Raw genomic sequence first — 13,764 nt, forward strand, 5'->3', positions numbered from 1 at the left:
GGCGGGACTGTCAAGGACAGCTCGGTGCCAGAACAGATAATCGGCACCCTTGTCGCACATGGTAAAAAGGGATTTCGGGTCAATGAAACAGCTATTGATGTGCAGCGCCGCGCTGGTCGTGGCGGCTGCGCCGGCGATCGTGCTTGCGCAATCGACCGGCTCGCAGGATTTCGAGGACAGCATCATCGTCACCGGCGCGCAGGGCGACCAGAGCGTCGGCGGCGTCAAGATTCCCGAAACGCCCAAGGCCAAGGTCACGCTCGACCAGGAGATCATCGCCCGCCAGCGCCCCGGCCAGGCGATCAACGAAACGCTGAACCTGGTGCCCGGCGTCAGCTTCTCCAACCAGGATCCCTGGGGATCGCTGGGCGGCAGCTTCACCGTGCGGGGCTTCAGTTCCGACCGCGTGTCGCAGACGATCGACGGCATTCCGCTCAATGACTCGGGCAATTACGCCCTCTACACCAATCAGCAGCTCGATCCGGAAATCATCGAGGCGGCGACCGTCAGCCTGGGCTCCACCGACGTCGACAGCCCGACCGCTTCGGCCGCCGGCGGCACGATCAACATCCGCTCGCTGATGCCATCGGACGAGATGGGCGCGATGATCAGCGCCAGCTATGGCAATATCGTCGCCCGCGGCAATGACGATGATCGCGCCTATCACCGCATCTTCGGCATGTTCCAGACCGGCGTCTTCACGCCGTTCGGCACCAAGGCCTGGTTCTCCGCCTCGCGCGCGACCAACAAGTCGACCTACACCAATTATGGCGGCGTTGATAAACAGCAATATAATGGCAAGATCTACCAGCCGATCGGCAGCAATGGCGACTTCATCGCGCTGGCCGGCCATTACAACCAGAACCGCAACACCTTCAACGGTTCGACCTATACCACCGCGACCTTCCCCGGCACGACCGACGGCCGCTTCTACGACACCGCGACCTGCACCGTCGACACGCCACAGACCGGCGTCACCGACTATGCCAATAGCTGCGGATCGGCGTTCGAGCGGCGCTACAACCCGTCCAACACCGGCAATGTCCGGCTCAACTCGCGCTTCACCCTGGCGAACGGCCTCACGCTGACGGTTGATCCCAGCTTCCAATATACCAAGGCCAATGGCGGCGGCACATCCTATGCCTATGAAGGGGCCAGCGCCGACGGTAATACGGGCGGCTATTATCTAAAGGACAGCCGCAACACCGCCACCAGCAGCTCGACCCAATATTATTATGTCGGCGGCGTGGACCTGAACGGCGATGGCGACACGCAGGATTTCGTCCGCGTGCTCTCGCCCAGCCAGACCGTGACCAAGCGCTATGGCGTGATCGCCAACCTGTCCTACGATATCGACCCCGACAACCGCCTGCGCCTGTCCTACACCTATGACCGTGCCCGCCATCGCCAGACCGGCGAGGCCGGCTATCTGGAGGCCAATGGCGATCCGGTCGATGTCTTCCCGATCAACAATCCGATCGTCGATGCCGACGGCAATGTCGTGCAGAAGCGCAACCGGCTATCCTATGCCACGCTGAACCAGATTTCGGGCGAATATCGCGGTTCCTATCTCGACGATCAGGTCATCCTGCTGCTGGGCGCGCGCATGCCCTTCTTCAGCCGCGACCTCAATCAATATTGCGTCACCACCGACGCATCGGGCAACGTCAACTGCCCGGCGACCCAGGCCGGCATCGATGCCCAGCTCGACGCCAACAGCGCCTATGCCGCGCCGCAGTCGCGCAAGTTCGACTATAACAAGCTGCTGCCCAACCTTGGCGTCACCTACAAGTTCACCAGCAAGGCCAGCGTCTTCACCAGCTATGCCAAGAACCTGTCCGTACCCGGCACCGACGCGCTCTATGGCGCGCTCTATTTCGACGAAGGCTCCAGCTCGGGCAATCCCAAGCCGGAAACCTCCGACGCGTTCGACCTTGGCCTGCGCTATCAGTCCGGCATCGTTCAGGCGCAGCTCTCGGGCTGGTACACCCGCTACAACAACCGCCTGGCGACCGCCTATGACGCCGATTGCGATTGCAGCGTGACCCGCAACCTCGGCCGCGTCGACAAATATGGCGTCGACGGCAGCGTCGCGGTGCGTCCGGTCAAGGATCTGATGCTCTACGTCTTCGGCTCCTACCTCAAGTCGGAGATCAAGGACGATGTCCAGACCGGCGCCAGCACCTATGCCGCAACCGCCGGCAAGCGCGAGGCCGGCGTGCCGGTCTACACGCTGGGCAGCCGCATCCAGGGCACGCTCGGCCCGGTCGATCTCGGCCTCCAGATCAAGCGGACCGGCGAACGCTATGTCAACGACATCAACACGGTGAAGCTGCCCGGTTACACGCTGGTCGACCTCGACGCCCGCTTCTCGCTGGAGCAATGGGGCCTCAAGAAGACCTTCTTCCAGCTCAACGTCACCAACCTGTTCGACAAGGTCTATATCGGCTATTCGGGCACCGGCCTCACCAGCACCGCCACCACCGCCTATCTCGGCTCGCCCCGCGCGATCAGCGGGTCGATGGTCGTGGCCTTCTGACCGGACGAAGGGGCGCCGGCACCGGCAGGCGCCCCTTCAGCCCACCACGGGCATCGCCCCGTCCAGATAGTCGAGAAAAGCGCGCACCCGCGCCGCCGTGCGATCTTCTGCCGCGTAGAGCGCGTGGATGTCCTCGCCATCGCCGGGATTATAGTCGGCCAGCACTTCGACCAATCGCCCCGCCCTGATGTCGCTGGCGACATGGAAATGGCCGTGCCGGGCGATGCCGCCGCCGGCGACCGCCATCTGGCGCACCACTTCGCCTGAATTGCCGTAGAAACTGCCCTGTACGGGTCGCTGCACCAGCTTTCCGCCGATGCGGAACGGCCAGCCGTCGATCGAGCGGCGGAAGCTGAAACGCAGGCAGTCATGATCGTCCAGATCGTCCGGCGTTTGCGGCGTGCCGCGCCGGGCAAGATAGGCGGGGCTCGCCACCAGCACCATCGCGCTATGGCCCAGCTTCTTCGCCCGCAGGCTTGTGTCGCGCAGCGGGCCGATGCGGATGGCGATATCGGCCCGCTCCTCGACCAGATCGACGATCGTGTCGGACAGGGTCAGGTCCACCGTCACCGCCGGATATAGTGCTCGAAAGCCGGGCAGGATCGGGATCAGGCATTCGATGCCGAAGGAGGGCGAGGCGTTGATCCGCAACAGCCCGCGCGGCGCCGTGCGATCCTCTCCCAGCCCCGCTTCCAGCGCCATCATGTCGCCCAGCAGCACCGCCATACGGTCGCGATAGGCGACACCTTCCGGCGTCAGCGCCAGCGCGCGGGTAGTCCGCCGCAGCAGGGTGACGCCCAGCCGCTGTTCTAGCCGCGCGATCGACCGGCTGACCGCCGATGGCGTCAGGCGCAGCGCCTTGGCGGCGGCCGCCAGACTGCCTTCACCCGCCACCATCAGGAAGGTTTCGATGTCGCCGAACCTATTATCCATGATTTCAAATCACTTCTGAAATGCCAAAGTGCAATCTAATCACCAATGATAAACAGTCTATCTTGGTGTCAACGTCGCTGTCACTTTTCAGAGGAATGCACCATGGATCTTCAGCTTTCGGGCAAGACCGCCCTCGTCACCGGATCGACCGCCGGCATCGGCTTCGCCATCGCCAAGCGCCTGGCTGAGGAAGGGGTCGAGGTCGTCATCACCGGCCGCAACCAGGCCAAGCTGGACGCTGCCGCCGCCGAGCTTTCGCAGGCCGGCGCCATCCGCCCGGTGCTGGCCGATCCCGCCACCGCAGCGGGCGCCGACGCGCTGATCGCCGCCGTCCCGGACATCGACATCCTCGTCAATAATCTCGGCATCTATGAGGCCAAGGACTTCACCGACATTACGGACGCGGACTGGCATCATCTGTTCGAGGTCAATGTGGTGAGCGGCGCCCGTCTTGCCCGCCATTATTTCCCGAAGATGCTTGAAAAGAACTGGGGTCGCATCCTGTTCATCGCCAGCGAAAGCGGCCTGCTGCCGCCCGCCGAGATGATCCATTATGGCATGACCAAGTCGGCCCAGCTCGCCATCTCGCGGGGCCTGGCCGAACATACGCGCGGCACCGCCGTCACCGTCAATTCGGTGCTGCCCGGCCCGACCCGCTCGGAAGGCATTGTCGAGTTCATCCGCTCCGTGGTCGAGAATAAGGACGCGTCCGAAGCCGAGCGCGAGGCCGAATTCTTCACCAAGCTGCGCCCGCTTTCGCTGATCAAGCGGCTGATCGAGGCCGATGAAGTCGGCGCGATGACCGCCTATCTCGCCAGCCCGCTGGCCGCCGCCACCAACGGCGCCGCGGTCAAGGTCGAAGGCGGCATGGTGCCGACGATCTACTAAGAAACTCCACGTCCGTTCGTTTCGAGCTTGTCGAGAAACGGAAGCACGGCGCTTGCTGCTTCTCGACTTCGCTCGAAGCGAACGGGAGTTAGCATCCTGCTTGTGGCAACTGGCCCTGTCGCTCGTTTCCTCCTCTGCCTATGAGGATGGAAATGAGCGATACGGACTGCCTGCCCACCATCGACCAGGCGCTGGAACAGGATGGCTATGCCCGCCTGGCCGGCGCCGGCCTGCTGCGCCAGCTGGAAATCGGCGCGGCCGAATGGGCGCCCTTTGCCCGCAGCTGGGACGATCTTGGCCCCGACCTCTTCATGGCCGATGGCGGCCGCTATCGCCGCCGCCGCCACGCCACCTTTCGCTGCGCCGCTGGACAGTTCAGCCGCCAGCCGCACCAGCCCCATTATCAGAGCCGCGACTATAATCCGCTGAACGGCGACGTGCAGCGCTGGTTCGATCCGGTCGAGGACGCGACGATCGCGCTGCCGGTGACGCAGGCGCTGCTAGCCTTTTGCGCTGGCCATTTCGATCCGGCATCATCGGGCGACTGGCATGTCGAGATGCACCAATTCCGCATTGAGGCGAAGCCGGGGGAGCTTGGCCGCCCCACGCCCGAGGGCATGCACCGCGACGGCGTCGATCGGGTCTTCGTGATGCTGGTCGAGCGCCGCAACGTGCGCGAGGGAGTCACCCGCATCGGCGCCGCCGATGGCACGCCGATGGGCGAATTCACCCTGGCCCAGCCGGGCGACGCGATGCTGATCGACGATCATCGCATCTTCCACGGCGTAACCGAAATCCACGCCGTCGATCCCGCCCAGCCTGCCTGGCGCGACGCGCTGGTGATTACCTTTGTAGCCAACAACTAAGCCCGTTCGTTTCGAGCGAAGTCGAGAAACGGCAAGCGCAGCGCTCTGCGCTTCTCGACACGCTCGAAGCTAACGGGTTTTTGGTTCTCCGCCTTTACTTCAGCAGCACCAGCTCTTCGGCCATGCTGGGGTGCAGCGCCACGGTATCGTCGAAATCCTGCTTGGTGAGGCCCGCCTTCACCGCGACGGCAGCTGCCTGCAGGATTTCCGGCGCATCCGGGCCGATCATGTGCAGGCCCACCACCTTGTTGGTGGTCGCGTCGACGACCATCTTGTAGAGCGCCCGCTCGTCGCGCCCGGCCAGCACATTCTTCATCGGCCGGAAGTCGGAGGTGTAGACCTTCACGGTGCCATATTTATTCTTGGCCTGCGCTTCGGTCAGGCCGACGCCAGCCAGCGGCGGATGGCTGAACACGGCCGACGGCACGCAGCTATAGTCGACGGTGCGCGGATTGTTGCCGAACACGGTGTCGGCAAAGGCATGGCCCTCGCGGATCGCCACCGGGGTCAGTTGCAGCCGGTCGGTGACGTCGCCCACCGCATAAATGCTCTCGCAACTGGTGCGGCTATATTCGTCGACCTTGATCGCGCCCTTATCGTCAATCTCGACGCCGGCATTCTCCAGCCCCAGACCATCGGTGTGCGGACGGCGGCCAGTGGCGAACAGCACGATATCGGCCGCGACTGGATCGCCATTCTTGAAGTGGACGCACAAGGTGCCATCCTCCTTCTTCTCGATCTTCTCCATCTGCGCGTTGAAGCGGAAATTAATTCCCTTCATCGTCGAAATCTGGAGCAGGCGGTCGCGGATCTGCTCGTCATAGCCGCGCAGCAGCGTGCCACCGCGGTTGACCATCGTCACATGGCTGCCGAACTGGTGGAAGATGCCGGCAAATTCATTGGCAATATAGCCGCCGCCGACGATGACGATGCGCTTGGGACATTCGTCCAGATGGAACACCTCGTTGGAGGTGATGCCATGTTCGGCGCCCTCCACCTCAGGGATCAGCGGCCAGGCGCCGGTCGCGACCAGGATGACCTTGGCCGTCACCTCGCCTCCGCTGGCGAGCTTCACGCTGTGCGGCCCGGTCACCGTCACCCGTTCGGCGATCAGCTCGACCTTATGGCTGTTGAGGGTGTTGGTGTAGAGCCCTTCGAGCCGGTCGACATCGGCCAGCACATTGTCGCGCAGCGTCGCCCATTCAAAGCCGCAGTCCGGCACGTTCCAGCCGAAGCGGCGCGCGTCCTTCAGATCCTCGGCGAAATGCGCGCCATAGATGAGCAATTTCTTGGGCACGCAGCCGCGAATGACGCAGGTGCCGCCGACGCGAAATTCCTCGGCCACCGCGACCTTTGCGCCATGCGCGGCGGCGACGCGCGACGCGCGCACCCCGCCCGATCCTGCGCCGATGACGAAAAGGTCGAAATCATAATCGCTCATGCCAGTCTCCGCTCGGCGCACTATCTTGGCGGCGGATATGGCGGCTGGACGGCGCAGTTACAAATGGGAATTTCCTCCCCGCATGCGGGGAGGCGGACCATGCGCAGCATGGTGGAGGGGGTGCGCCGCCAGCCCGGCGGAGAAGGATAGCCCCCTCCACCGGCCTGCGGCCGGTCCCCCTCCCCGTGCCGGGGAGGATTATTCGCCCAGCGCGATCTCGATCAGCGCCATGGTCGAGGGGTCGAAGCCGGTCGGGCCATTGGCCTCGATCGATTTGGCGATCTCCTTGCCCAGTTCCACGCCGAACTGGTCATAGGGGTTGATCCCCATCAGCACGGCATTGGCGAAGGTGCGATGCTCGTAGAAGGCGATCAGCGCGCCCAGCGCCTCCGGGTTCACATCATCCATCAGGATGGTGGTCGACGGGCGGTTGCCGGCATAGGCACGGGCCGGGTCTTCATTGTCCTTGCCGCGCATCAATGCCGCCCCCTGGGCGAAGCAGTTGACCAGCAGCGCGCGATGATGCGCCGGGTCGAGCGCATTGCCCGGCTCGATCGAGGCGATGAACTCGACCGGAGTCAGGATCGTGCCCTGGTGCAGCAACTGGAACACCGCATGCTGCGCATCGGTGCCGACGCCGCCCCAGGTGATCGGCGCGGTCGGCCCATCGACCGGCGAGCCATCCAGCTTCACCGACTTGCCGTTGCTCTCCATCTCCAGCTGCTGGAGGTAGGAGGGCAGCAGCGCCAGCCGCTCGTCATAGGCGAACAGGGCGCGGGTCTCGCAACCCAGCACGCGGGCATAATATTGATCGACGAAGGCGGCGATCAGCGGGATATTCTCGCGCGGATCGGTCAGCTGGAAATGGCGGTCCATCGCCGCCGCACCTTCCAGCAGGCTCTCGAAGGCGTCCCAGCCCAGCGCCAGCGCGGCGGGGAAGCCGATCGACGACCAGAGCGAATAGCGGCCGCCCACGCTTTCGGGGAAGGGCAGGATGCGGGTCTCGTCGACGCCCCATTCCATTGCCTTTTCCGGCGCGGCGGTTAGCGCGATCACCTTGCCATAGGGATCCTCGACGCCCGCCTCGACCATCCAGTTGATTGCGCTCGCCGCGTTCAGCATGGTTTCGCTGGTGGTGAAGGTCTTGGACGCGATCGCGATCAGCGTGGCGTCGGGATCGAACGCATCCATCGCCTTTTCGAGCGCCGTGCCGTCGACATTGGAGACGATCGCGACATCGTAACGCATGCCGTCGCCGCCCAGCGCATCGACGATCAGGTCGGGCCCAAGCGCCGACCCGCCGATGCCGATATGCAGGATATGCCGGATCGGGCCGAGCGCCTCTGCCTCGATCGCGTCGATCAGCGCGCGGGTGCGATTGTGCAGCGCCTTGGCCAGCGCCACGCTGTCGGCATTGCCGACGCCGCGCTGGGCCGTGTGCTCTGCCGCGCGGCCTTCGGTATTGTTCACCGCCTCGCCGGCGAACAGCGCCTCGCGCCGGCCGGTGAAATCCTGTTCCTGCGCCAGCTTCAGGAAGCCGTCGACCAGATCGTCGGTCAGATGCGTCTTGGACCAGTCGAAGCGCAGCGGCCCATGGCTCAGCACCAGCTTGGACAGGCGGTCGGGATCACTCTCGAAGATGGTCTTGAGTTCAGCTTGAGGCAGGGCGGCAAGGGCCGCCAGTGCGGGACTGGACATGCGGGAGATCCTCTTGGTCGTTGGTCGATATCGACGCTGCACCGGTCGATTCTTCCTCTCCTTATCCAAAAGCGGCACGCATTGCATCGTCCACGCGCTTGACGCGGCGCGGGCGACCCCGCAAAAGCCGCGACAGGCCGCAGTGACACGTCGCAGCGCGGCACGATCTTGAAGGAACATTAGGCAGACATGAGCGCAAAATCGGAAACGCGGGACTTCATCTGGTTCCTCGCCAAGCTGGCGGTGTTCGTCTTCGTCCTGCGCAGCTTCATCGTCTCCCCCTTCAACATCCCCTCGGAATCGATGCAGCCGCGCCTGCTGATCGGCGACTATCTGCTGGTCGCCAAATGGCCCTATGGCTATTCGCGCTATTCGCTGCCCTTCTCAGTGCCGCTGATCCCCGGCCGCATCTTCGCCTCGACGCCGCAGCGCGGCGACGTGGTGGTGTTCAAGGCGCCGCCGAGCCAGAAGAACGACTATATCAAGCGGGTGATCGGCCTGCCGGGCGACATGATCTCGGTCCGCGGCGGCACCGTCTATCTGAACGGCCAGGCAATCCCGAAGCAGAAGGTCGCCGACCTCGTCATTCCGGTGACGCCGAACATGGAAGATGCAGCGCAGAAGGAAGGCAGTCCCTCCCCCTGCTATCGCCCCGAATTCGAACAGGCCGCGCCGGGCGGTGGCAAGCAGTGCCGCTATCCCCAGTTCCGTGAGACGCTGCCGGGCGGCAAGAGCTACAATGTCCTCGACCTGGTGCCAGATGGCGCGGCCGACGACCGTGACACCGTGCTGGTGCCGCAAGGCCATCTCTTCATGATGGGCGACAATCGCGATCGCAGCGCCGACAGCCGCTTCCCGGCGGTCGAAGGCGGCGGCATCGGCCTCGTCCCCGAGGAAAATCTGGTCGGCAAGGCGCTGGTTTCCGTCTTCTCGACCGATGGCAGCGCCAACTGGCTGCTGCCCTGGACCTGGTTCACCGCCGCACGCTGGAGCCGGATCGGGGAAGGCTTTTGATGGTGGCTTCGCACAGGCCTGATACCGCAGCCTGGCTGATCGCGCTGATCGGCCGCGCGCCGATCAACCCCGCCGCCTTCGAACAGGCGCTGACCCATGGCAGCGCCAAGGCGGAAAATTACGAGCGGCTGGAATTTCTAGGCGACCGCATCCTGGGGCTGCTGATCGCCGAATGGCTCTACGCCCGCTTCCCGGCCGAACCGGAAGGCAAGCTGTCGCGCAGGTTCAACGCGCTGGTCTCGGGCGAAACCTGCGCGCAGGTGGCCCGCGCTGCCGGCGTGCCGCCCCATCTGGTGCTGGGCAAGCAGGCGCGCGACGATGGCGCCGCCGACAGCGACAATGTGCTGGGCGACGTGATGGAGGCGCTGATCGGTGCCCTCTATCTGGAGGCCGGGCTGGATGAGGCGCGCACATTGGTCCGCCGCCTGTGGGGCGACCGGGTCGATACCCAGACCGCCGCGCCGCGTCACCCCAAGTCGGCGCTGCAGGAATGGGCCGCGTCGAACAAGCGCAAGCCGCCCGAATATGTGATGACGGACCGGTCGGGGCCGCACCATGCGCTGCGCTTCACCGTCACCGTCTCGATCAAGGGCGCGGGCGAGGCGAGCGCCACCGGCGGCTCCAAGCAGGAAGCCGAAACCGCTGCCGCGAAAGCCCTGCTGGAGCAATTGGCGGGCTAAGCCTGTCCCCAACATTCATTTTGGTTTAGGAAGACGTCTCCGCGCATTGGCGTGGAGCGAACGGAGCATGTGATTGACCATCGAGTTTGAAAATCAGCGCTGTGGCGTCATCGCCATCGTCGGCGCCCCCAATGCCGGCAAGTCGACGCTGGTCAATGCGCTTGTCGGGCAGAAGGTGGCGATCACCAGCCCCAAGGCGCAGACCACGCGCACCCGCGTCATGGGCGTCGCGATCGAGGGCGACGCGCAGATGGTGCTGGTCGACACGCCCGGCATTTTCGCGCCGCGTCGCCGCCTCGATCGCGCGATGGTGCAGGCCGCCTGGGGCGGCGCGCAGGGCGCCGACCTGATCGTCCTGCTGGTCGATGGCAAGGCTGGCCTTGGCGCCAAGATGGAGCCGATCATCGCTGCGCTGAAAGCCCGCCCGGAACGCAAATGGCTGGTGCTCAACAAGGTCGACATCGCGGTCAAGGAGAAGCTGCTGGTCCATACCCAGCGCCTCTATGAGGAGCTGGAATTCGAAGAGACCTTCTTCGTTTCCGCCGCGACCGGCGACGGCCTGCCCGAACTCAAGACCGCCTTTGCCAACGCCATGCCCGAAGGCCCCTGGCATTTCCCCGAGGATCAGGTGTCGGACGCGACCGACCGCATGCTCGCGGCCGAAATCACCCGCGAGCAGCTTTATCACCAGCTCCACGCCGAACTGCCCTATGCCGCCGCGGTCGATACCGAGCAGTATAAGGAGCGCGACGACGGTTCGGTCGAAATTCACCAGCAGATCCTGGTCGGCCGCTCCAGCCAGCGCGCGATCGTGCTGGGCAAGGGTGGCCAGCGCCTCAAGGAAATCGGGTCCAAGGCGCGTGCCGAGCTGGCCAACCTCCTGGGCGTCAAGGTCCATCTCTACCTCCACGTCAAGGTGAAGGAAGATTGGGAAGAAGACCGCTTCATCTATCGCGACATCGGCCTCGACTGGGTCGACTGATCCACTTCGCTGCACAAGCGAAACATAATCGCCGCCCCGGTCGTTGAGCCATCATGCTCAAGACCATCATGGTGGCCACGCGGGATCGCGCACGACTGGCCGAGATTACCAGCGTCGCGACCCGCTTCGGCCTCGACATGCTGCTTGCCCGGCTGGGGCTGGCGAAAGGCGATGACAATGCCGCCGCCGATCCGCCCGACCTGCCCCGCCGCACCCGGCAGGCGATGGAAGCGCTCGGCCCGACCTATGTGAAGCTCGGCCAGATCCTCGCCACGCGGCAGGATCTGCTGCCCGAGGCGTGGATCGCCGAATTCGGCAAGCTGCATAGCGACGCGCCCACCCTGCCCTTCGACCAGCTTCGCCCGCGCCTCGAAGCGGTGCTTGGCGAACCGGTCGAAACCGCCTTCGCCCGCTTCGATACCGCCCCGCTCGCCGCCGCCTCCATGGCGCAGGTCCATCGCGCGACCCTGACCGACGGGCAGGAGGTGGTGGTCAAGATCCGTCGCCCCGGCATCCGCAAGGCGATGGAGGCGGACCTCCGCCTCATCACCCATCTGGCGGGCATCGTCGAAGCGAGCAGCCGCGAGGCGCGCCGTTTCCAGCCGCAGGCGCTGGTGCAGCAATTGCTCGACACCGTGCTGGAGGAACTGGATTTCACCCAGGAAGGCCGCAATGCCGACCGGCTGCGCGAAGACCTGGCCGACAATCCGGCCGTGCTCATCCCGGCGATCCACTGGACCTATTGCGCGGAAACCGTGCTGGTGATGAATTATATCGACGGGGTGCCACCACGCGACGGCGACGCCTTGCGCGCCGCCGGCATCGATCCGGCCGCGATCGCCGACCTTGGCGCGGCGCTGGTGCTCGACATGGTGCTGGTCCACGGCCGCTTCCATGGCGATCCCCATCCCGGCAACCTTCTCTGCCTGCCCGGCGACCGGCTTGCCTTGCTCGACCTCGGCCTGATCGGCCATGTCAGCGCGCGGCGGCGGCAGGAATTCCTGTCCTTCATCCTCTCGCTGCGCTCCGGCGACGCGCGCACCCTGGCCGACACGCTGATGGTCTGGTCAAAGGCCAGCGCGCCCGATCCCGGCCGGGTGCTGGATGCCGCTGAACAACTGGTCGCGCGCCATGGCAGCGGCCCGCTGGTGCTGACGCGCATGGTCGCCGACTTCTTTCCGCTGCTACGCAAGGAGGGGCTGGTGCTGCCGCCCGACCTCGCCCTCATCTTCAAGGCGCTGATCACGATGGACGGGGTGCTGGGCGCGATCCAGCCCGGCTTCGACCTGTCACAGGCGCTGCAAAAGGCGCGCGGCCGGCTGGTGATGAACCAGGTCAACGCCGCCCATGCGCCCGAAAAGACCGTCGCCCTGCTGCTCGAACTCTCGCGCATCGCCGACGACGCCCCGCGCCTGCTGCGCGCGCTGACCCGCCGGCTGGAGGCAGATGCAACACCTGCCACGCCACCGTCGCCCGACAATGGCGCGAAATGGATCGCCGCCGCCATCCTGGCCGCCAGCGCCCTGATCGCCGCCGCGTACATTTGGGGCTAGGCGATGGCCGGTTCCGATCCGCGCAGCAGCGCCGCGTCGCGCAACGGCGGATTGCCGAACATCCGCGCATATTCGCGGCTGAACTGGGACGGGCTTTCATAACCGACTCTATAGGCGGTCGCGGCCGCATCGCCATGGGTCTCAGTTAGCATCGGGAGCATCGACTGTTATGCCTGTTGCCAGTCGCACACGCTCCTTCTCCAGCAGTTCCAGCGCCGTATCGGTTGCAGCCGTCGCCAATTGCCGATCCCTGGAGTCCCGCAATGTGCGGATCTGATCATCGATCTTCTGGATCTTGTCCATCTTCTCGAACGCTTCGCGTTTCTCCACCGCGTCCATTACGATCTGGAGCCCGGTGCCGAAAGAGCAGGCCTGATGATAGGCGTTCACATCGCGGATCATCGCATCGACATTATATTTGCCGCTATCCAAAGCGAGGTTCGGCTTCATCACATCAAAAATACGGCTTCGTTCCGTATCGATGGCCTTGGTGATCGTCTGGATGATCTGGTTGCGATAAACATGGGTATTCACATGATCGCGACTGCCACTGGTAATGGCCGCCCCGCCTGACAGGATCGATTTCGCCAGTTCCCCGGTAACGATCGTCGATACGGTAGACAGGCCAGTGGTCGCGATGCTGAGCCAGCCATTCACTTCAGCCTGACGCTTGAGCAGCAGCGCCTTTTCCGAGGTACAGACATCGTCGGCCTGCTTAAGCAGGATTGCGGCCAGACGATTGCGGTCGGCACTATTGCCGGCCGCACGGGCATAAGCCGTCAGCCTTGCATTTTGCTTCTTGTTGGCCGCAGGCTGCTCTGCATCGACATTTTCGTCTTCCGGGAAACGAAAGCAGGACAGGTCGATTGCGCCCGGCCGGAAATCATCAGGCTGGCGATCAGTAAGCCGCACATCCTGCGGCTTTCGCACCTGCCCGCAGCGCTGGCCATCGGGATAGACCGCCATGGTCACCGGCTCAACGCGCGCGGATCCCGCGCTGATACACCCCGAAAGAAGTGAAGAGAGCGGTAAAAGCACCGCAGCCAAATGAATTCTGGAAACCATCATGCACCACCCCCTGATAGTGCGACCCGATTTCTAGAATATTTCGGATTCGAAATGAGGTCAAGAATGGGGTGATGTCGGGGCATTGCGCTGCCCTGACATCAC

The 13,764-nt window shown here is 64.4% G+C and carries 11 protein-coding genes and 1 pseudogene; 7 read left to right on the forward strand and 5 right to left on the reverse strand.

Going from position 1 to position 13,764, the window contains the following annotated elements; all coding sequences use genetic code 11:
• The first annotated feature begins 82 nt into the window (after window positions 1-82).
• A complete protein-coding gene (locus AC0KVN_RS00410) occupies window positions 83-2,539 on the forward strand; it encodes a TonB-dependent receptor (RefSeq protein WP_435567500.1) in 2,457 nt (818 codons plus the stop codon).
• A 36-nt stretch (window positions 2,540-2,575) separates the two neighbouring features.
• Here AC0KVN_RS00410 and AC0KVN_RS00415 read toward each other — a convergent pair whose 3' ends face one another.
• The gene (locus tag AC0KVN_RS00415) at window positions 2,576-3,472 is read right to left on the reverse strand and encodes a LysR family transcriptional regulator (protein ID WP_161730605.1); all 897 of its coding nucleotides are present in this window, start codon (window positions 3,470-3,472) and stop codon (window positions 2,576-2,578) included.
• Window positions 3,473-3,574: 102 nt separating this feature from the next.
• On the opposite strand from AC0KVN_RS00415, the gene AC0KVN_RS00420 reads away from it, so the two are divergent.
• The gene (locus tag AC0KVN_RS00420; RefSeq protein WP_435567499.1) at window positions 3,575-4,360 is read left to right on the forward strand and encodes an SDR family NAD(P)-dependent oxidoreductase; all 786 of its coding nucleotides are present in this window, start codon (window positions 3,575-3,577) and stop codon (window positions 4,358-4,360) included.
• Between the two features lie 152 nt (window positions 4,361-4,512).
• A complete protein-coding gene (locus AC0KVN_RS00425; RefSeq protein WP_435567498.1) occupies window positions 4,513-5,226 on the forward strand; it encodes a 2OG-Fe dioxygenase family protein in 714 nt (237 codons plus the stop codon).
• 94 nt (window positions 5,227-5,320) lie between these two features.
• On the opposite strand, the gene gor is transcribed toward AC0KVN_RS00425, so the two are convergent.
• The gene (gor, locus tag AC0KVN_RS00430; RefSeq protein WP_435567497.1) at window positions 5,321-6,667 is read right to left on the reverse strand and encodes a glutathione-disulfide reductase; all 1,347 of its coding nucleotides are present in this window, start codon (window positions 6,665-6,667) and stop codon (window positions 5,321-5,323) included.
• 198 nt (window positions 6,668-6,865) lie between these two features.
• A complete protein-coding gene (gene pgi / locus AC0KVN_RS00435; protein ID WP_004207241.1) occupies window positions 6,866-8,365 on the reverse strand; it encodes a glucose-6-phosphate isomerase in 1,500 nt (499 codons plus the stop codon).
• 189 nt (window positions 8,366-8,554) lie between these two features.
• Between pgi and lepB the strand changes: the two genes are divergently transcribed.
• From lepB to AC0KVN_RS00455, 4 genes are all read left to right on the forward strand, one after another.
• A complete protein-coding gene (gene lepB / locus AC0KVN_RS00440) occupies window positions 8,555-9,379 on the forward strand; it encodes a signal peptidase I (protein ID WP_010337902.1) in 825 nt (274 codons plus the stop codon).
• Window positions 9,379-10,059 (forward strand): ribonuclease III, encoded by a 681-nt coding sequence (rnc, locus tag AC0KVN_RS00445; protein WP_097383364.1) that lies wholly within the window; start codon window positions 9,379-9,381, stop codon window positions 10,057-10,059. The genes lepB and rnc overlap by 1 nt, the downstream gene beginning before the upstream one ends.
• Window positions 10,060-10,132: 73 nt before the next feature.
• A complete protein-coding gene (era, locus tag AC0KVN_RS00450; RefSeq protein ID WP_017499591.1) occupies window positions 10,133-11,041 on the forward strand; it encodes a GTPase Era in 909 nt (302 codons plus the stop codon).
• 53 nt (window positions 11,042-11,094) lie between these two features.
• Window positions 11,095-12,594 (forward strand): ABC1 kinase family protein, encoded by a 1,500-nt coding sequence (locus tag AC0KVN_RS00455; RefSeq protein ID WP_483655213.1) that lies wholly within the window; start codon window positions 11,095-11,097, stop codon window positions 12,592-12,594.
• Here the strand turns inward: AC0KVN_RS00455 and AC0KVN_RS00460 are convergent.
• Window positions 12,591-12,728: pseudogene (locus AC0KVN_RS00460) on the reverse strand (AraC family transcriptional regulator); the annotation flags it as partial. The gene AC0KVN_RS00455 and the pseudogene AC0KVN_RS00460 overlap by 4 nt on opposite strands.
• Before the next feature lie 7 nt (window positions 12,729-12,735).
• On the reverse strand, window positions 12,736-13,662 hold the full coding sequence (locus AC0KVN_RS00465; protein ID WP_004207247.1) for a hypothetical protein: 927 nt from the start codon (window positions 13,660-13,662) through the stop codon (window positions 12,736-12,738).
• Between the last annotated feature and the right edge of the window lie 102 nt (window positions 13,663-13,764).

Source organism: Sphingobium sp. SG1 (assembly GCF_057063145.1).